Source organism: Streptomyces sp. TRM68416, from assembly GCF_014596915.1.
Classification (GTDB): domain Bacteria; phylum Actinomycetota; class Actinomycetes; order Streptomycetales; family Streptomycetaceae; genus Streptomyces.
The window spans coordinates 67,475-87,326 of sequence record NZ_JACVWU010000001.1 but is presented as its reverse complement, the minus strand read 5'-3'; the positions used below and the strand labels follow the sequence as shown (position 1 = coordinate 87,326).

The window sequence follows — 19,852 nt, the reverse complement described above, 5'->3', positions numbered from 1 at the left end:
CTCCGTGCGGATCGTTGCGGGCGCGCCCGCTCAGGCGCCGTACAGGGCGGCGAGCCGCACGGCGTCGCTCGCGAAGCGGGCGCGCAGGCTCGCCGGAGCGAGTACCTCGACCTCGGGGCCCAGACCCGCCAGCTGGCTGTGCGCGACGTCCTCGGACTCCACCGGGAGCGTCACCGTCACCCACCCGTCGTCGTCCGCCGCACCCGCCGCCGCCAGCGCCTCACGGGCGGCCTGCGGATCGACGACGTACCGCAGCCGGCGCACACCCGCCCCGGACAGCCGTACGACGACCTCGGCACGGAGGATGGAGCGCGCGAACTGCTCGGCCCGCTCGTCCCAGAACGCCGGCAGGGAGAACTCCTCGTCCCGCTCGAACCGGTCCTCGCCCGCCTCCACCGCCGTGAACCGCTCGATCCGGTAGACCCGGTAGGCGCCGTGCCCGGCGACCCGCGCGCACAGGTACCAGACGCCCGCCTTCAGCACCAGCCCGTACGGCTCCAGCACCCGGCGCACCTCGCCCTCGCCCCGCCGGTACACCGCCGTGATCCGCCGGTCGTCCCACACCGCGTCGGCGACGGCGGACAGCAGCGCGGGCGTCTTCGGCTCCTTGAACCAGTCGGGCGCGTCCAGATGGAACCGCTGCCCCGCCGTCCGCGAGGCGTCCCGCAGCGACGGCAGCAGCGCCGCCGACACCTTCAGCCGCGCCGCCGAGGCCGCGTCCTCAAGCCCCATCTCCCGCAGCGCCCCCGGCACCCCGCTCAGGAACAGCGCCTCGGCCTCGCTCCGCGCCAGCCCCGTCAGCCGCGTCCGGTACCCGCCGATCAGCCGGTACCCGCCGACCCGCCCCCGGTCCGCGTACACCGGAACGCCCGCCTCGGACAGCGCCTGCGCGTCCCGGGTGACGGTCCGCTCGGAGACCTCCAGCTCCCGCGCCAGCTCCGCCGCGGTCATGGAGGGCCGGGACTGGAGCAGCAGGACCATCTTGATGAGCCGGGCGGCGCGCATGGCCCCCATTCTGCCGCCCCGTCACCTGCCTGGTCCTGCGCACCCTGTGATCCCCCCGCCACCGCTGTTAGCGTCGAGGCAGCTCACCCCGGGTTCAGCAGTCCACCTCGGGACGTCCGTCGACGGGACAGACACATGGCGAAACAACCCCGCGAACAATGGGCCACACGCACCGGATTCCTGCTGGCGGCCATCGGCTCCGCCATCGGTCTTGGCAACATCTGGCGCTTCCCCGCCGTCGCCTACGACAACGGCGGCGGCGCCTTCCTCTTCCCCTACCTCATCGCCCTGCTCACCGCCGGTATCCCACTGCTGATCATGGAGTACGTGATCGGGCGCAGATACCGGACCTCGCCCCCCGCCGCACTGCGGCAGATGGCCCGCCCGGCGGAAGTGCTCGGCTGGTGGCAGGTGGCGATCTCCTTCGTGATCGCCACCTACTACGCCGTCATCATCGCCTGGGCCGTCCGCTACGTCGGCTTCTCCGCCGACCAGGCCTGGGGCGACGACCCGGAGGGCTTCCTGTTCGGCACCTTCCTCAAGGCCGCCGACAAGCCCGGCTTCGTCTCCGGATACGTCTCCGGGGTGGTGTGGCCGCTCATCGCCGTCTGGGTGGTGGTGCTGGTCATCCTGGCCTTCGGCATCCGGCGCGGCATCGAGAAGGCCAACAAGGTCTTCATCCCGCTGCTGGTGGTCTTCTTCGTCGCCCTGGTCGTCCGGGCCCTCACCCTGGACGGCGCGGCCGAGGGCCTGGACGCCTTCTTCCGGCCCGACTGGTCCGAACTCGGCAACGGCAGCGTCTGGGTGGCCGCCTACGGCCAGATCTTCTTCTCGCTGTCGATCGGCTTCGGCATCATGGTCACGTACGCGTCCTACCTGCGCCGTCGTGCCGACCTCACCGGCTCCGCGCTGGTCGCCGGGTTCGCCAACAGCTCCTTCGAGATCCTCGCCGGCATCGGCGTCTTCGCCACCCTGGGCTTCATGGCGCAGAGCGCGGGCGTACCGGTCGACGAGGTGGCCACCGCCGGCCTGGGACTGGCCTTCGTGGCCTTCCCGACGATCATCTCCGAGATGTGGCTCGGCGGACTGTTCGGCGTGATCTTCTTCGTCTCGCTGGTGATCGCCGGGCTCTCCTCGCTGATCTCCATCGTGCAGGTGGTCGTCTCCGCCGTGCAGGACCGCACCGGCCTGCACCGCATCCCGGCCGTCTTCGGCGTCGGCGGTGCCGTGGCACTCGCCTCCATCCTGCTGTTCCCGACCAACGAGGGCGTCTATCTCCTCGACGTCTCCGACCACTTCATCAACCAGTACGGCATCGCCCTGGCCGCGCTCGCCGGCGTGATCGCGGTGGCCTGGCTGATGCGCAAGCTGCCCGAGCTCCAGCGGGACGCCGACGCCACCTCCGCCGTACAGCTCGGCCGCTGGTGGCGGATCTGCCTCGGCGTCATCACCCCGGTCGTCCTGGGCTGGATGATGATCGACAGCCTGCGCGACGAGTTCGACGAGAACTACGAGGGCTACTCCACCGGGTTCCTGGTGGGCGCCGGCTGGAGCGTGGCCATCGGCGCGCTGGCCGTCGGCGTACTGCTCTCCCTGATCCCGTGGAAGGCCGCCCGCGGCGGTCTGATCGACCTGGACATGGAGACCGCCGAGGAGGCCGAGGCCCACCGCAGGCAGCACGGGCACGGAAAGGAGGACCGCTGATGTCCGCAGGCGCCGTCATCATGATGCTCATCGCGATTCTCATCGTCTGGGGCGGTCTGGTGCTGGCCATCATCCAGCTCCGCCGCCATCCCGACCCGGGCCCGGACCCCGAGGAGGAGGCGATCCCGCACGCGGAGTAGAACCCCGCGACAAGCAGAACGGCGGCCCCCGCGGTGCTCTGTACACCGCGGGGGCCGCCGTTCACGTCCTGACTACAGGCCGTAGCGCTCGCGCGCCTCCTTCACCGAGGTCGCCTTGACCTCACCGCGCCTGGCGAGCTGGGCCAGGGCCGCCACGACGATCGACTCGGCGTCGACACCGAAGTGACGGCGGGCCGCCTCACGGGTGTCCGACAGACCGAAGCCGTCGGCGCCCAGCGACGAGTAGTCCTGCTCGACCCACTGCGCGATCTGGTCCGGGACCTGACGCATGTAGTCGGAGACCGCCAGCACCGGCCCGTCGGCACCCTGCAGCGCCTGACGGACGTACGGCACCCGCTCCTCGCCCCGCAGCAGCGCCGCGTCCGCCTCCAGGGCGTCCCGCCGCAGCTCGGTCCAGGACGTCGCCGACCACACGTCCGCGGCCACGCCCCACTCCTCGGCGAGCATCCGCTGCGCCTTGAGCGCCCAGTGGATCGCCGTGCCGGAGCCCAGCAGCTGGATCCGCGGCGCGTTGGCCACCGGCGACAGACCCGCCGACTCCGCCGTGTTGAAGCGGTACAGGCCCTTGACGATGCCCTCGTCGATGCCGAGCCCGGCCGGCTTCGCGGGCTGCGGCAGCGGCTCGTTGTAGACCGTCAGGTAGTAGAAGACGTTCGGGTCCTCGCCCGGCGCGGCCTCGCCGTACATCCGGCGCAGACCGTCCTTGACGATGGCGGCGACCTCGTAGGCGAACGCCGGGTCGTACGTCAGCGCGGCCGGGTTGGTCGCGGCGATGACGGGGGAGTGGCCGTCGGCGTGCTGCAGGCCCTCGCCGGTCAGCGTCGTCCGGCCGGCGGTCGCGCCGATGAGGAAGCCGCGGCCGAGCTGGTCGCCGAGCTGCCACATCTGGTCGGCCGTACGCTGCCAGCCGAACATCGAGTAGAAGATGTAGAACGGGATCATCGCCTCACCGTGCGTGGAGTACGCGGTGGACGCGGCGATGAAGTCGGCCATCGAACCGGCCTCGGTGATCCCCTCGTTGAGGATCTGGCCGTTCTTGGCCTCCTTGTAGTACATCAGCTGGTCGCGGTCGACCGGCTCGTACGTCTGGCCCTTGGGCGAGTAGATGCCGAGGGAGGGGAAGAGGCTCTCCATACCGAAGGTGCGGGCCTCGTCCGGCACGATCGGCACCCAGCGCTTGCCGCTCTCCTTGTCGCGGACCAGGTCCTTGACCAGGCGGACGAACGCCATGGTGGTCGCCACGTTCTGCGAGCCGGAGCCCTTGTCGAAGGCGGCGAAGGCCTTCTCGGCGGGGGCCGGCAGCGGGGCCAGCGCGTGCGTACGGCGGGCCGGGGCGGGACCGCCGAGGGCCGCGCGGCGCTCCTGGAGGTAGCGCACCTCGGGGGAGTCGGCGCCCGGGTGGCCGTAGGGGACCTGGCCGTCGACGAAGTCGCTGTCCTTGATCGGCAGTTCGAGAAGATCACGCATCGTCTTGAACTCGTCCACCGTCAGCTTCTTCATCTGGTGGTTGGCGTTCTTCGACGCGAAGCCCTCGCCGAGGGTGTGGCCCTTGACCGTCTGGGCCAGGATCACGGTCGGCGCGCCCTTGTGGTCCAGGGCCGCCTTGTACGCGGCGTAGACCTTGCGGGCCTCGTGACCGCCGCGGGAGAAGTGGAAGACCTCGAGGATCTTGTCGTCGCTGAGCAGCTTCGCCATCTCGACGAGCGCCGGGTCCTTGCCGAAGAAGTCCTGGCGGATGTAGGCGGCGTCGCGGGTCTGGTACGTCTGGACCTGCGCGTCCGGTACCTCGCGCAGGCGGCGTACCAGCGCGCCCGTGGTGTCGAGGCGGAACAGCTCGTCCCAGGCCGAGCCCCACAGCGTCTTGACGACGTTCCAGCCGGCGCCGCGGAACTGGGCCTCCAGCTCCTGCACGATCTTGAAGTTCGCGCGGACCGGGCCGTCGAGGCGCTGCAGGTTGCAGTTGATGACGAAGGTCAGGTTGTCGAGACCCTCGCGGGAGGCGAGCGCCAGAGCCGCCGTGGACTCGGGCTCGTCCATCTCGCCGTCGCCGAGGAACGCCCACACGTGCGAGGCGGAGACGTCCTTGATGCCGCGGTTGGTCAGGTAGCGGTTGAAGCGCGCCTGGTAGATGGCGGAGAGCGGACCGAGCCCCATGGACACGGTCGGGAACTCCCACAGCCAGGGCAGCCGGCGCGGGTGCGGATACGACGGGAGGCCGTTGCCGCCCGCCTCCTGGCGGAAGTTGTCCAGGTGGGACTCGTTCAGCCGGCCGTCGAGGAAGGCGCGGGCGTAGATGCCGGGGGAGGCGTGGCCCTGGATGTAGAGCTGGTCGCCGGACCCGTCGGCCTCCTTGCCCTTGAAGAAGTGGTTGAAGCCGGTCTCGTACAGCCACGCGGCGGAGGCGAAGGTGGCGATGTGGCCGCCGACGCCGTACTTCGAGCCGCGGGTCACCATGGCGGCCGCGTTCCAGCGGTTCCACGCGGTGATGCGGGCTTCCATCTCCGGGTCACCGGGCACGGCGGGCTCGGCGGCGGTCGGGATGGTGTTGACGTAGTCCGTCTCCAGGAGCTTGGGCAGCGCGACGCCAGTGCCCTCCGCGCGCTCCAGCGTGCGGCGCATCAGATAAGCCGCACGGTGCGGGCCGGCAGCCTTGGCGACCGCGTCCAGGGAGGCCTGCCATTCGGCGGTCTCCTCGGGGTCACGGTCGTGGAGCTGGTCGAGCTCGCTCGGCTGGATGGCGTTGGGGTCGGTCATGTCGCCGCCTTCCTCAGTCGAAGGGGGTTCCCTCATCGGTAAGGGTTCGGGGTGCCCTTGGTCTTTGGCAGGACAGGGCGTGGGGCTCGGGTGGCAAGCCCGTCGGCGACTGTAACTCCCTGATCGATGATCGATCAAAGGGTTGAGGACAAAAACCTCTTGATCACGAGAAAGTAGGCACGCGGTGCCTCCGACGGTGGCACCGGGTGACCTTGAAGAGGCCCGTTTTTGCAGGTGAGGGCACGTCTGAGCGTGGGTCGGGTGCAGATGAGCCGCTGAGCGCACGGGCCTGCGGGCATGCGTGCCGCCTGGGGCGGCCCCGCTGCCAAAGAAAGGCGGCACCCCGCCGGCGCCGGGCCGCGCACCCCACCCCGGCGACGGCGCCTACTCCCCTTCGTGACGCGGGGCGCAGCCCAGTACGTGGGCCTTCACCAGCTCGGCGATCCGGGGATCCCGTCGCCGGAACGCCTGCACCAGCTCCTCGTGCTCCTCCGCGTACGACTGCTGCACCGTCCCCAGCCACCGGATGGACAGGGCGGTGAACACCTCGATCCCCAGCCCCTCCCAGGTGTGCAGCAGCACCGAGTTCCCGGCCGCCCGCACCAGCTCCCGGTGGAACCCCACCGTGTGCCGCACCTGAGCCGTCCCGTCCGCGTTCCGGTCGGCCTCGTACAGCGCGGCGACATGCGGCTCCAGCGCCGAGCAGTCCTCCGCCAGCCGCCCCGCCGCCAGCTCCGCCGCGATGGCCTCCAGACCGGCCCGGACGGGGTAGCTCTCCTCCAGGTCCGCGGCGGTCAGATTCCGCACCCGTACGCCCTTGTTGGGCGCCGACTCGATCAGCCGCAGCGACTCCAGTTCGCGCAACGCCTCCCGCACCGGCGTCTGCGAGACCTCCAGCTCGGTCGCGATCCGCCGCTCCACGATCCGCTCGCCCGGCTGCCAGCGTCCGCTGATGATCCCTTCCAGGATGTGCTCGCGGATCTGTTCGCGCAGCGAGTGGACGACGGGCGCGGTCATGAGGGCTCCTTACGGCGAGCGTTTGACCCCTAGACAATAAGGCCGGGGGCCCGCCCCGGAGAGGCGCACAGGGGCGCTTTCATGCAGGTGAGACGAGACTTACACGGGGATACGACGGTGCCCCCGCCCGGATCAGCTCCGAACGGGGGCACCGACGCGTCACGCCGGGAGGCGTCAGAGGCCGAGCTCGACCTCGAACTCGCCCGCCTCCAGGATCGCCTTGACCGCGGTCAGGTAACGGGCCGCGTCGGCGCCGTCCACCAGACGGTGGTCGTAGGACAGGGTCAGGTACGTCATGTCGCGGACGGCGATGACCGTGCCCTCCTCCGTCTCCAGGACGGCCGGGCGCTTGACCGTGGCGCCGATGCCGAGGATCGCGACCTGGCCCGGCGGCACGATGATCGTGTCGAAGAGCGCACCGCGCGAACCGGTGTTGGAGATGGTGAAGGTCGCGCCCGACAGCTCGTCCGGCGTGATCTTGCTGGCCCGGACCTTGCCCGCCAGGTCGGCCGTGGCCTTGGCGATACCGGCGAGGTTGAGGTCACCGGCGTTCTTGATGACCGGGGTCATCAGGCCCTTCTCGGAGTCCACCGCGATACCGATGTTCTCGGTGTCGAAGTAGGTGATGGTCCCCTCGGCCTCGTTGATCTTGGCGTTGATCGGCGCGTGGGCCTTCAGCGCCTGGGCCGCGGCCTTGACGAAGAACGGCATCGGGGAGAGCTTGACGCCCTCACGAGCCGCGAACGCGTCCTTGGCACGGGCGCGCAGCTTCATCAGACGCGTGACGTCGACCTCGACGACCGAGGACAGCTGCGCCTGCTCGTGCAGCGCCTTGACCATGTTGTCGCCGATGACCTTGCGGATGCGCGGCATCTTGACGGTCTGGCCACGGAGGGGAGAGGCCTCCAGGGCCGGCGCCTTCTTGGCGGCCGGGGCGGCAGCGGCGGCGGCCGGAGCCGAAGCGGCGGCCTTCGCGGCCTCGGCGGCGGCGATGACGTCCTGCTTGCGGATACGGCCACCGACGCCGGTGCCCTTGACGGCGGCCAGGTCGACGCCGTTCTCGGCGGCGAGCTTGCGCACCAGCGGGGTGACGTAGGCGCCGTCGTCACCGGCGGTCGCGGCGGGCGCCGGAGCGGCCGGGGCCGGAGCGGCCGGGGCCGGGGTGACCGGAGCCGGAGCGGCCGGGGCAGCGGGCTGGACCGGAGCCGGAGCGGCGGCGGCCGGGGCGGCCGGAGCCGGAGCGGCGGGCGCGGCCGGGGCAGCGGGGGCGGCCGGAGCCGGAGCCGGGGCGGCGGGAGCCGCGGGCTCGGCGGCGGCCGGGGCGGCACCCGGAGCGCCGATGACGGCGAGCTTGGCGCCGACCTCGGCGGTCTCGTCCTCGCCGACCACGATCTCCAGCAGCACACCGGCGGCCGGGGCGGGGATCTCGGTGTCGACCTTGTCGGTCGACACCTCCAGCAGCGGCTCGTCGGCCTCGACGCTGTCACCGACCGACTTCAGCCAGCGGGTGACGGTGCCCTCGGTGACGGACTCGCCGAGCGCGGGCAGGACGACGTCCGTGCCCTCGGCGGAACCGCCACCGGCGGAGGCCTCGGCGGTGGGAGCCGGGGCCGGAGCCGCCTGCTCGGTGGACGGCTGGGCGGCCGGGGCCGGCTCGGGGGCCGGCGGGGCGACCTCCTCGGCGGCCGGGGCCGGGGCAGCGGCGGGCGCGCCCGTGCCGTCGTCGATGATCGCCAGCTCGGCGCCCACCTCGACGGTCTCGTCCTCGGCGACCTTGATGGACGCCAGAACGCCGGCGGCCGGGGCCGGGATCTCGGTGTCGACCTTGTCGGTCGACACCTCCAGCAGCGGCTCGTCGGCCTCGACGCGCTCGCCCTCGGCCTTCAGCCAGCGGGTGACAGTGCCCTCGGTGACGCTCTCACCGAGCGCCGGAAGGGTTACGGAAACCGCCATGGTTTCGGTTGCTCCTAACGGATTGCGGAAGTCTGTGTCGTCGCGTTCGTCGACCGAGGGATCAGTCGTGCGCGTGCAGCGGCTTGCCGGCCAGGGCCAGGTGGGCCTCGCCGAGCGCCTCGTTCTGCGTCGGGTGGGCGTGGATGAGCTGGGCGACCTCGGCCGGCAGCGCCTCCCAGTTGTAGATCAGCTGGGCCTCGCCGACCTGCTCACCCATGCGGTCGCCGACCATGTGGACGCCGACCACGGCACCGTCCTTCACCTGGACGAGCTTGATCTCGCCCGCGGTGTTCAGGATCTTGCTCTTGCCGTTGCCCGCCAGGTTGTACTTCAGAGCGACGACCTTGTCCGCACCGTAGATCTCCTTGGCCTTGGCCTCGGTGATGCCCACGGAGGCGACCTCCGGGTGGCAGTAGGTCACGCGGGGGACACCGTCGTAGTCGATCGGGACGGTCTTGAGACCGGCCAGACGCTCCGCCACCAGGATGCCCTCGGCGAAGCCGACGTGCGCGAGCTGGAGCGTCGGGACGAGGTCGCCGACGGCGGAGATGGTCGGGACGTTGGTGCGCATGTACTCGTCGACCAGGACGTAGCCGCGGTCCATCGCGACGCCCTGCTCCTCGTAGCCCAGGCCCTGCGAGACCGGGCCGCGGCCGACGGCGACCAGCAGCACCTCGGCCTCGAACTCCTTGCCGTCGGCGAGGGTGACCTTCACACCGTCCTGGGTGTACTCGGCCTTCTGGAAGAAGGTGCCCAGGTTGAACTTGATGCCGCGCTTGCGGAACGCGCGCTCAAGAAGCTTGGAGGAGTTCTCGTCCTCGACCGGGACGAGGTGCTTCATGCCCTCGATGACGGTGACCTCGGAGCCGAAGGACTTCCACGCCGAGGCGAACTCGACGCCGATGACACCGCCGCCCAGGATGATCGCGGACTTCGGCACGCGGTCCAGGACGAGGGCGTGGTCCGAGGAGATGATCCGGTTGCCGTCGATCTCCAGGCCCGGCAGCGACTTCGGCACGGAGCCGGTCGCCAGCAGGACGTGGCGGCCCTGGATCCGCTGGCCGTTCACGTCGACGGAGGTGGGGGAGGACAGCCGGCCCTCACCCTCGATGTACGTCACCTTGCGGGAGGCGACCAGACCCTGCAGGCCCTTGTACAGGCCGGCGATCACGCCGTCCTTGTACTTGTGGACCCCGGCGATGTCGATGCCCTCGAAGGTGGCCTTCACGCCGAACTGCTCGCTCTCGCGGGCCTGGTCGGCGATCTCGCCCGCGTGCAGCAGGGCCTTGGTGGGGATGCAGCCCCGGTGCAGGCAGGTGCCGCCGACCTTGTCCTTCTCGATCAGGGCGACGTCCAGGCCCAGCTGCGCCCCGCGCAGGGCCGCGGCGTAACCGCCACTACCACCGCCGAGGATCACTAGGTCGAAAACGGTGCTGGCGTCGTTCGCCACGTCACGTCCTCCATGCATGTGCGCCGTACGCCGGTCTCCAGTGACCGGGCGGCGGCTGGGTGTCCGGCCGCTCTTCTCTTCGGCCCTGTGGTGGGGGCCCTGTCCTGCCGAGCCCATCTTCGCACTTGTCGGGGGCGGAGGAGACGCCGGGCCAGGCTGTGAGACGTACCACGCTCACTTGTAACGGGGGTGAGGGGACGTACTCAGGGGCGCGGGAAACTGCGCGACCAGCCACAACGGACCCGCAGCCGCCGTCGGACAGCACGTTCCCAGTCCGTGGGCGACGGGGCCTCGCTCTACCCGCGCGCGAGGCCCCGTCGATGTCATCAGCCCAGATCGCCGGCCGCGGTCAGCTCCGCGACCCGCACCAGCGTCCGCACGGCCGTCCCCGTACCGCCCTTGGGCGTGTACCCGAACGGCCCGCCCTCGTTGAAGGCCGGACCCGCGATGTCCAGGTGCGCCCAGGTGATGCCCTCGCCCACGAACTCCCGCAGGAACAGACCGGCGACCAGACCGCCGCCCATCCGCTCGCCCATGTTCGCGATGTCGGCGACCTGCGAGTCCATGCCCTTGCGCAGGTGCTCCGGCAGCGGCATCGGCCACGCCGGCTCGCCCACCTCCTCCGCGGCCTCGTGCAGCGCGGAGCGGAACGCGTCGTCGTTCGCCATGATCCCGAACGTCCGGTTGCCCAGCGCCAGCATCATCGCGCCGGTCAGCGTGGCCACGTCCACGATGGCGTCCGGCTTCTCCGCGGACGCCGCCCACAGCGCGTCCGCCAGGACCAGCCGGCCCTCGGCGTCGGTGTTGAGCACCTCCACCGTCTTGCCGCTGAACATGCGCAGCACGTCACCCGGGCGGGTGGCGGTGCCCGACGGCATGTTCTCGGCGAGCGCCAGCCAGCCGGTGACGTTGACCTCGAGGCCGAGGCGCGCGGCGGCGACCACGGCGGCGAAGACCGCCGCCGCACCGCTCATGTCGCACTTCATGGTCTCGTTGTGGCCGGCCGGCTTGAGCGAGATGCCGCCCGAGTCGTAGGTGATGCCCTTGCCGACGAACGCGAGGTGCTTCTTGGCCTTGGAGGAGGTGTACGACAGCTTCACCAGGCGCGGGCCGGCCGCCGAGCCGGAGCCGACGCCGAGGATGCCGCCGTAGCCGCCCTTCTCCAACGCCTTGACGTCGAGGACCTGCACCTTGATGCCGTGCTCCTTGGCCGCGGCCTGGGCGATCGCGGCGAAGGACTCGGGGTTGAGGTCGTTGGGCGGGGTGTTGATCAGGTCGCGGGCGCGGTTGAGCTCCTCGGAGACGGCGGTCGCGCGCTCCAGCGCCGCCTTGTACGCCTTGTCGCGGGGCTTGCCGCCGAGCAGGGCGGCCTCGGCGAGCGGCGCCTTGCCGTTCTTGGCCTTGGCGTCCTTGCCGGCGTCCTTGTAGGAGTCGAAGGAGTAGGCGCCGAGCAGCACGCCCTCCCCGACGGCGCCGGCGTCGGCGGCGTCGGCCAGCGGCAGCGCGAAGGCGGCCTTCTTGCTGCCGGCCAGGGCGCGGGCGGCGGCACCGGCGGCCCGGCGCAGCGCCTCGGCGTCGTACTGGGCGTCCTTCTCGGGCTCCGCGCCGAGGCCGACGGCGACCACGAGCGGCGCCTTGAAGCCGGCCGGCGCGGGGAGCTTGGTCACCTCGCCCTCGCCGCCGGAGGCGCCGAGGGTCTCCAGGACGGCGGCGAGCCTGCCGTCGTACCCCTTGTCCACGGCTTCCGCGCCCGGTGCGACGACGGGTCCCTTGGCGCCCTTGGCGACACCGATCACGATCGCGTCGGCCCGCAGGCCGGCCGCCGCGGCGGTGCTGAGAGTGAGAGCAGTCACGGTGGTGAAATCTCGCTTCCGATGTGAAGTTGCTGTGGCCGAAAAATAAGGGTCGACCGGGCCCGACGACCGACCCTAGATCCGACCACAGGGTGCGGGCGCAGCGGGGCCTTCCCCGGTGCGGCTGACACTCGGGATGAGCCTACGCGCGTGTGTGTCGTTCGCTCATTCCTGCGGCCGTTCACCTGTCGGTGGTGTCATCGCCATTTCCCAACCCTCACACCGGGTGACCTGAGCCACACTCGTCCCGTTCCGGTGAGCCGTTCGCTCACCGCTTCGCATGATTTCCATGGATCCTCCCCCGGACGTGCCACCGGAGGCGGACGTGCCACCGGAGGATCCACTTGGGGGAGGGACAGCACATGGCGCAGAGTGCGCGCAGATGGAGAAACACGGCCGTCGCCCTGAGCACGGCGGGCGTACTCACGCTGGGCTCGGGGGCGCCCGGCGCGAGTGCCGCGGTGGATCCGCGGATCGATCTCAGGGTGCTGGTGGTGGACGACGGCGGCAGCGCGGTGCGCGCCATCGCCGCCCAGCTGAAGAGCACCGGCATCCCGTACACCACCGTCGACCTGAACGACTCCCGCCGCCCGGTCCTCACCGCGGCGTTCCTGAGCGACACGGTCGGCGGCCGGCCGCGGGCGAAGTTCCAGGGCGTGGTCCTGCCGAACGAGGCCCCCTTCGGCGCCGGTTCCGCCGAGCAGAGCGCGCTGGAGGCCTACGAGCGGACCTACGGCATCCCGCAGGTCGACGCCTACACCTGGGCGCACCCGGGCGTCGGCCTCGACTACACCAGCGAGGGCGGCTGGGCCGGCAGCCTCGACGGGCGCGCGGCCACGGTCACCGCCGCCGGGCGGGCGAAGTGGTTCGGCTATCTCGACGGCGCCTTCGCCTTCGAGGACAACTCCCCGACGGTCCAGGAGAGTTACGGCTACGTCGCCCGCCCCCGCGAGGGCTTCACCAGCTACGTGGACGTCCCCGTGCCCGAGGGCTCGGGCAACGGCAGCCTGGTCGGCGAGTACGCGCACGACGGGCGGCGCGAGCTGGTGGTGACCTTCGCCTACAACCAGCACCAGCAGCAGTTCCGGCTGCTCGCCCGGGGCATCGTCGAATGGCTGACCCAGGGCGTCCACCTGGGCCGGGACCGCAACCACTTCGCCGTGCACATCGACGACGTCTTCGCCCCCGACGCCCGCTGGGACACCGAGCGCAACTGCACGCCCGGCGACATCGACTGCGTCGGCGGCGGCGAGGAGATCGACCCGATCCGCATGACGGCCGCGGACGCCGTCCACGCCGCCCAGTGGCAGCGCGAGCACGGCTTCACCATGGACATGGTCTACAACGCCGGCTCCGGCGAGGAGTGGAAGAGCGAGCACGGCGGCACCGACGCGCTCACCGCCCGGCTGCTCGCGGACCGCTCGCAGTACCGCTGGATCAACCACACGTACACGCACCCCTTCCTCGGCTGCGTCCAGGACACCTCGACCGTGCCGTGGACCTGCGCGAAGAACGCCGACGGCTCGACGAAGTACATGAGCCGCGCCGAGATCGCCGCGCAGATCCGCGACAACCACAACTGGGGTGTGGCCAAGGGCCTTCCGCTGGACCGCACCGAACTGGTCACGGGCGAGCACTCGGGTCTGAAGACGCTGCCCCAGCAGCCGAACGACAACCCGAACCTGGCCGGCGCCCTCGCCGACAACGGCGTCAAGTGGATCGCCTCCGACAACTCCCGCGAGCCCGAACAGCGGGCGGTCGGCGCCGCCCTGACCGTGCCCCGGCACCCGATGAACGTGTACTACAACACCGGCACCAAGGCCGAGATGGTCGACGAGTACAACTGGATCTACACCTCGGCGGAGGACGGCGGCAGCGGCGTCTGCACCACCAACCCGGCCTCCACCTGCCTCGACGCCCCGCTGGACCCGGCCACCGGCTACGACGAGTACATCGTCCCGCAGGAGGCCCGCATCGCCCTCGGGCACGTGATCGCCAACGACCCGCGCCCGCACTACGCCCACCAGTCCAACCTGGCCGAGGACCGGATCCTGTACCCGGTGATGGCGAAGGTACTGGCCGACTACCGGGCCCTGTTCGCCGACAACACCCCGGTGGAGAACCTCGCGCAGAAGGCCATCGGGACCGAGCTCCAGCGCCGCGCCGCATGGCGGGCGGCCGTCGCCAACAACCGGGTCACCGCCTACCGCATCGGCTCCACCGTCACCGTCACCGCGCCCTCCAGGACCCAGATCCCGGTGACCGCGCCGGAGGGCACCAGGAAGCAACTGCTGCTCGGCACCACCGCGTTCGGCACCCCGTACGCGGGGGCGCGCTCGGCCTGGGCCACTCCGGCCGCGCTCCAGTCCGCTCTCACGCTGAAGCTGCCGTCGTAGCACCGCGGCACCGGCACGCGCACCCCGCACCGACCGGCCGGGGTGCGCTTCGGGCCGTCGGGCCGTCGTACCTGTTCCGCAGGGGGGAACTCACGCATGAGGCGAACGGGCCGTCATGTCACCATGCTCACCGAAGGCACCTATCCGCATGTCCACGGCGGCGTCAGCACCTGGTGCGACCAGCTCGTCAAGGGCATGCCGGAGGTCGACTTCCACATCGTCTCGCTCACCGGGACCGGCCGCGAACCGGTGACCTGGGAGCTGCCGCCCAACGTCTCCCGGCACACCTCGGTGCCCACCTGGGGGCCCACACCCTCGGGGCGCGCCCCCTACGGCCGGGCCCGCCGCCGCTTCCTCGACTCCTACGAGCGGTTCCTGCTCTCCTTCCTGGACCCCGGGGCGCGGGCCGACTTCGGCGAGGCCCTGTACGAGCTGGCCGAACTCGCCCGCGGCGGACGGCTGTCGGCGGCGCTGCGCACCGAGTCCGCGCTGCGCTCCCTGATGTGGATCTGGTCGATGCCGCACCTGCCGACGGCCGCCGCCCGGCCCACCGTCCATGACGCGCTGACCGCGACCGACCTGCTGGAACACGCCCTGCGCCCGCTGGGCGTGCGCATCCCCGAGGACTCGGTCGCGCACGCCGTGAGCAGCGGCCTGGCCACGCTGCCCGCGCTCGCCGCGCGCAAGCTGGACGGCGTACCGTTCCTGCTCACCGAGCACGGCATCTACCTGCGTGAGCGCTACCTCGGCTACCGCAGCGCCGAACAGCGCTGGCCGGTCAAGGCGTTCATGCTCGGCTTCTACCGTGAACTCAATTCACACGGCTACCGCGCGGCCGACCTGATCACACCGTGCAACCAGTACAACCGCCGCTGGGAGGAGCGCGGCGGCGCCGACGCCGACCGCATCCGCACCGTCTACAACGGCGTCGACCCGCACGCCTTCCCGCACGCGGGCCCCGAACCCGACGTCCCCACGCTCACCTGGTGCGGCCGCGTCGACCCCATCAAGGACCTGGAGACCCTGCTCCACGCCTACGCCATGGTCCGCGCCGAACTCCCCGACACCCGGCTGCGGTTGTTCGGCCCGGTCCCGCCCGGCGGCGAGGCCTACGCGACGCGGCTGGAGAAACTCGCCGCCGAACTGGGCGTCACCGACGGCCTGACCTTCGAGGGCCGCATCAGCGAGGTCTGGCGCGCCTACGCCGCCGGCCACGTCGTCATGCTGTCCTCCATCTCCGAGGGCTTCCCGTTCTCCATCATCGAGGCCATGTCCTGCGGCCGTACGACGGTCTCGACGGACGTCGGGGGCGTGCGCGAGGCCGTCGGCGACACCGGCCTGGTCGTCCCGCCGCGCGAGCCCGAGAAGATGGCCGCGGCCGCCCTCACCCTCTTGCGGGACGACGAACGCCGCCTGGAACTGGGCCGGTTGTCCCGCCAGCGGGTCATCGACCGGTTCACCCTGCGCCGCTCCGTGAACGCCTTCCGGACGATCTACCAGGAACTCGCGGGCCTGCCCGAGGTGTACGAGCCGGCCGTCGAGACCGTCGCCGACTGGACCCTCGAACTGCGCGACCCCTGGTACGAGAAGGTCGCGACGGCCGGGGCCGACTGGTGAGCGGCGGCCTCTGGATGCCCCCGGGCACCCGCGCCGACGCCCTGCCCTCGATCCCCCGGCAGCGCACACCCGGCGGGGCCCAGCCGGACCCGATCGACGAACTCGCCGACCGCCTCGACGACTTCGTGGCCGCCGCGGTCCACCCCGACGAGATCGCCGCGCTGCTGGAGTCCGACGGCCTCTCCGACGACCAGATACGCGAACGCTACGGCGTGAAGAACTCCTTCGCGCTGGCCGAGGAGCTCTACGAGCGCGTCCCCCGCCGCTACCCCGAACCTGAAGGCCCGCCCCACGACCGGTGGCGGTCCGCGGGCCTGCTGGGCTGCCTGCTGCGCGGCATCGTCTTCGCCCTCCCCGGCCTCGGCTACGTCCTCGGCGCGCCCTTCCTCACCGGCCCCAGGGGCGACTTCGGCCTCCCCGCGGGGACGGTTCCGCTGCTGGCCGGTGCGCTGTGCGGCTGGACCTGGAACCAGGGCCTGGCCCACCGGGCGTACTCCTGGCTGGGGCTGGGCGACCGCACAGCGGCCCGCCGCGCGCTCCTTGTCGGCGCCCCGACCGGCGCCCTCCTGGGCACCCTGGTCGCGCTGGCCGTGGCAGGCACGGCCACGCCGGCCGCGGCCCTCTTCGCCACCGGCCAGTCCTGCTACCTGGCTGCCGCCACTACCCTCCTGGTCCTGGGCCACGAACGTCCCCTCCTGGCGGCCCTGACCCCCATGACAGCGGGCGCGGCCCTGACCCTGGTACACCCGCTCCCCGAGGTGCTGAGACTCGCCCTCCTGCTGGCTTCCCTGACCGGGGTGACGCTCCTGGCGCTCCTGAAAGTCCTCCCGCCGCGAAGCCGTGGCCCTGCGGGCGGCTGCGGGCCGGTGGGGGCTGATCGCGCAGTTCCCCGCGCCCCTTCGGGGCGCCACCCCACCCGGCACACAGCAGCGCCCCCCTCCGCACAGCCTGCGGGCAGTCATGCCGCACACCCTGCGGGCACGCGCGCCCCTCGCCCTGCGGGCAGCCGCGCCGCTCAGCCTGCGGGCAGTCGTGCCGCTGGGGCGGCACGGGTGGGCGCAGGCGGCACCCCGACAGCGCCGGGCCGCGCGACCCACCCCCGGCCCACACCCACCCCGGGCACCCCCGGACCCGCGCTCACCGCATCCCTCCCGTACGCCCTGTTCGGCCTCGGCAGCGGCGTCCTCGTCGTCCACGCCGCTCTCGGCGACGCCCTCACGGGCGCCGCCACCACCGCCGTAGCGGCCCCCGCAGCCGTCGCCCTCACCCTCAGCATGGGCCCCGCCGAGTACCTGCTGCACCGCTTCCGCAGCGGCAGCCTCGCCGGCCTCCGCTCCACCACCACCCCGACCGCCTTCCGCCGCACCACCGCCCGCACCCTCATCACCTGCCTCACCGCCTACCTCACCACCCTGCTCGCCCTCACCCTCGCCACCACCGCCCTGTGGCCCCACGCCCCCGCCACGGACCCCACCCGCCTCACCGCCCTCCTCCTGCTCGGCACCGTGATGTGGACCGGCCTGCTGCTCCAGTCGTTCGGCGCGATCACCGGCGCCGCCACCCTCTGCGTCCTCGCGGCCCTCGCCCAGACCCTCGCCCTGGCCACCCGCACCGGCACACCGCCCACCGTCGGCCTGGCCGTCTACGGCACGGCCGCCACCGCCCAGTGCGTCCTCGTGTGCGCCCTGCTCGGAAGGGCGACCGCCCACCGATGAAGACCCTGCTCGTCCCGTACTACGAACACCCCGCCGTCCGCCCCGCCGAGTGGGACGCGATCGTCACCGCCGCACCCCGCCTCTACGGCGTCGTCCTCAACCCGGCCAGCGGCCCCGGCGACCGCCCCGACCCGGCCTTCGCCGAGATCGCCGCCCGCCTGCGGGACGCCGACGTCCGCGTCCTCGGCTACACCGACACCGCCTACGGCCGCCGACCGCACGCCGACGTCGTACGCGACCTCTCCCGGCACCGCGACTGGTACCAGGCCGACGGCGCCTTCCTAGACCAGGTCGCCTCGTGCCGTACGGAGTTCGCCCACTACCAGCGGCTGGCGGTGGCGGCCTGGGGCGTCGGCTGCCGCACGCTCGCCCTCAACCACGGCACCGCACCGCACCCCTCCTACGCCCGCATCGCCGACGTCCTGGTCACCTTCGAGGGCACCTGGACCACGTACCGCGACGAGCCCCCGCAACCCCTTCCGGACGTCGGCCCGGGAACGCGCCTGTGCCACCTCGTGTACGGCGTCCCGCCCGGCGCCGATCCCGAACGGCTGGCCCGCGCGCGGGGGGCCGCCGTGCACTGCGCGGTGCCCGGAGTGGGAGATCATCCGTGGGGTACGCTGCCGCATTCCTTGGAGCCCGCCCGGTGAGACGCACCACCACTGTCCTGACCGCCCTGCTCGCGCTGCTGCTCGCCGGCTGCACGACCGCCTCCGACAGCAAGCCGCCCGGCCCGCGCTGGCAGCCCCGCCCCGGCACCGCCTGGCAGTGGCAGCTCAGCGGCCGCCTCGACACTTCCGTCGACGTGCCCGTCTACGACATCGACGGCTTCGACCACTCCGCGGAGACGGTCGCCGACCTGCACGAGGACGGCCGCAAGGTGATCTGCTACCTCTCCACCGGCGCCTGGGAGGAGTTCCGCCCGGACGCCGACGACTTCCCCAAGTCGGTGCTGGGCCGGGGCAACGGCTGGAAGGGCGAGCGCTGGCTCGACATCCGCCGCACGGACGTCCTCGAACCCCTCATGGCGGCCCGCATCGACATGTGCCGCGAGAAGGGCTTCGACGCCGTCGAACCGGACAACATGGACGGTTACCGCAACCGCACCGGCTTCCCGCTCACCGCCCGCGACCAGCTCCGCTACAACCGCCTCATCGCCGAACTCGCCCACGACCGCGGCCTCGCCGTCGGCCTGAAGAACGACCTCGACCAGATCCCGGAACTCGTCGACGACTTCGACTTCGCGGTCAACGAGCAGTGCGCCCAGTACCAGGAGTGCGCCACCCTGACCCCGTTCATCGAGGCGGGCAAGGCCGTCTTCCACGCCGAGTACGAACTCCCCACCACCCGCTTCTGCGCCGACTCCCGCCGCCTGAAGCTCAGTTCCCTGCTGAAGAAGTACGAGCTGGGGGCGTGGCGCCGGGCCTGTTAGAGCCCGAGCCCCAGCACCACCAGCGCCGCCGTCGCCGCCGTCTCCGCGAGGCCGCCGAAGACATCGCCGGTGACGCCGCCGAAGCGGCGGACGCAGTGGCGCAGGAGGAGTTCGGCGGCGCCGAGGGCGGCGAGGACGGCGACGGCGGTACGGGCGATGTCGTCGGCGCCGAAGAGTGCCCCCGTGGCGGCGGCCACGAGGGTGACGGCCGCCGCCGTGCCGGCCGCCGCACGGACCGGCACCACCCCGGCGACCGCGGCGCCGAGCCCCTCCGGCCGCGCGGCCGGCACCCCGGCACGCGCGGCCAGGGTGAGCGCGAGCCGCGCCGCCACGGCGGCCACGACGGCACCGAGCGCACCCCGGGCCCAGGAGTCGTCGTAGAGCCGTGCGAGGGCGGCGACCTGGCCGAGCAGCACGAACAGCAGCGTGATCACACCGAACGGGCCGATGTCCGACTGCTTCATGATCCGCAGCGCGTCCTCGGCGGGCTTGCCGCTGCCGAGGCCGTCCGCGGTGTCCGCGAGACCGTCCAGATGCAGCCCACGGGTGAGTACGGCGGGCACGGCCGCGGTGGCGACGGCGGCGAGCAGCGGCGAGGCACCGAGGAAGAGCAGGAGGAGCCCCACGGCGGCGGAGACGCCGCCGAGCACCACGCCGACCAGGGGAGCGCAGAGCATGCCGCCCCGGGCGGCCCCCCGGTCCCAGCGGCGCACCTCGACGGGCAGGACGCTGAGCGTGCCGAAGGCGAAACGGAGACCGTCGAGCGGCGGGATCATGGACACGTCGGCAGACTAG

The 19,852-nt window shown here is 72.1% G+C and carries 14 protein-coding genes; 7 read left to right on the top strand and 7 right to left on the bottom strand.

The window, feature by feature from the left end; translation table 11 throughout:
- Positions 1-30: 30 nt before the first annotated feature.
- Complete coding sequence (locus tag ICC28_RS00375) at positions 31-1,005, bottom strand: helix-turn-helix transcriptional regulator (protein ID WP_188286297.1); 975 nt, start codon at positions 1,003-1,005, stop codon at positions 31-33.
- A gap of 135 nt (positions 1,006-1,140) precedes the next feature.
- Between ICC28_RS00375 and ICC28_RS00370 the strand changes: the two genes are divergently transcribed.
- The gene (locus ICC28_RS00370) at positions 1,141-2,709 is read left to right on the top strand and encodes a sodium-dependent transporter (protein ID WP_188286296.1); all 1,569 of its coding nucleotides are present in this window, start codon (positions 1,141-1,143) and stop codon (positions 2,707-2,709) included.
- Entirely contained in the window at positions 2,709-2,849 is a 141-nt protein-coding gene (locus tag ICC28_RS00365) for a methionine/alanine import family NSS transporter small subunit (protein WP_188286295.1), read from the top strand. Before ICC28_RS00370 ends, ICC28_RS00365 begins: the two co-directional genes overlap by 1 nt.
- Before the next feature lie 72 nt (positions 2,850-2,921).
- Here ICC28_RS00365 and aceE read toward each other — a convergent pair whose 3' ends face one another.
- From aceE to ICC28_RS00340, 5 genes are all read right to left on the bottom strand, one after another.
- Positions 2,922-5,624, bottom strand: coding sequence for a pyruvate dehydrogenase (acetyl-transferring), homodimeric type (aceE, locus tag ICC28_RS00360; protein WP_188286294.1), 2,703 nt, complete (start codon positions 5,622-5,624; stop codon positions 2,922-2,924).
- Positions 5,625-6,008: 384 nt separating this feature from the next.
- On the bottom strand, positions 6,009-6,641 hold the full coding sequence (locus ICC28_RS00355) for a GntR family transcriptional regulator (protein ID WP_188286293.1): 633 nt from the start codon (positions 6,639-6,641) through the stop codon (positions 6,009-6,011).
- A gap of 174 nt (positions 6,642-6,815) precedes the next feature.
- Positions 6,816-8,594 carry a 2-oxoglutarate dehydrogenase, E2 component, dihydrolipoamide succinyltransferase gene (gene sucB / locus ICC28_RS00350; protein ID WP_188286292.1) on the bottom strand — a complete coding sequence of 593 codons (1,779 nt, stop codon included), beginning with the start codon at positions 8,592-8,594 and terminating at the stop codon, positions 6,816-6,818.
- A 61-nt stretch (positions 8,595-8,655) separates the two neighbouring features.
- Positions 8,656-10,044, bottom strand: a complete 1,389-nt coding sequence (gene lpdA / locus ICC28_RS00345) for a dihydrolipoyl dehydrogenase (protein ID WP_188286291.1) — start codon at positions 10,042-10,044, stop codon at positions 8,656-8,658.
- A gap of 326 nt (positions 10,045-10,370) precedes the next feature.
- Positions 10,371-11,897 carry a leucyl aminopeptidase gene (locus tag ICC28_RS00340; RefSeq protein WP_188286290.1) on the bottom strand — a complete coding sequence of 509 codons (1,527 nt, stop codon included), beginning with the start codon at positions 11,895-11,897 and terminating at the stop codon, positions 10,371-10,373.
- Between the two features lie 362 nt (positions 11,898-12,259).
- Here ICC28_RS00340 and ICC28_RS00335 point away from each other — a divergent pair, with 362 nt between their 5' ends.
- The 5 genes from ICC28_RS00335 (at position 12,260) to ICC28_RS00315 (ending at position 19,057) form a co-directional block, all read left to right on the top strand.
- Positions 12,260-14,293, top strand: coding sequence for a hypothetical protein (locus ICC28_RS00335; protein ID WP_188286289.1), 2,034 nt, complete (start codon positions 12,260-12,262; stop codon positions 14,291-14,293).
- Between the two features lie 96 nt (positions 14,294-14,389).
- Positions 14,390-15,910 carry a GT4 family glycosyltransferase PelF gene (gene pelF, locus ICC28_RS00330; protein WP_188286288.1) on the top strand — a complete coding sequence of 507 codons (1,521 nt, stop codon included), beginning with the start codon at positions 14,390-14,392 and terminating at the stop codon, positions 15,908-15,910.
- Positions 15,907-17,625, top strand: coding sequence for a hypothetical protein (locus ICC28_RS00325; protein ID WP_317453942.1), 1,719 nt, complete (start codon positions 15,907-15,909; stop codon positions 17,623-17,625). The genes pelF and ICC28_RS00325 overlap by 4 nt, the downstream gene beginning before the upstream one ends.
- Positions 17,622-18,275: a spherulation-specific family 4 protein gene (locus tag ICC28_RS00320; RefSeq protein WP_188286287.1), complete on the top strand. Its 654-nt coding sequence runs from the start codon at positions 17,622-17,624 to the stop codon at positions 18,273-18,275. Before ICC28_RS00325 ends, ICC28_RS00320 begins: the two co-directional genes overlap by 4 nt.
- Positions 18,272-19,057, top strand: a complete 786-nt coding sequence (locus ICC28_RS00315; protein WP_188286286.1) for an endo alpha-1,4 polygalactosaminidase — start codon at positions 18,272-18,274, stop codon at positions 19,055-19,057. The genes ICC28_RS00320 and ICC28_RS00315 overlap by 4 nt, the downstream gene beginning before the upstream one ends.
- On the opposite strand, the gene ICC28_RS00310 is transcribed toward ICC28_RS00315, so the two are convergent.
- On the bottom strand, positions 19,054-19,833 hold the full coding sequence (locus ICC28_RS00310; protein WP_188286798.1) for an adenosylcobinamide-GDP ribazoletransferase: 780 nt from the start codon (positions 19,831-19,833) through the stop codon (positions 19,054-19,056). The two genes, ICC28_RS00315 and ICC28_RS00310, sit on opposite strands and share 4 nt — an antisense overlap.
- Between the last annotated feature and the right edge of the window lie 19 nt (positions 19,834-19,852).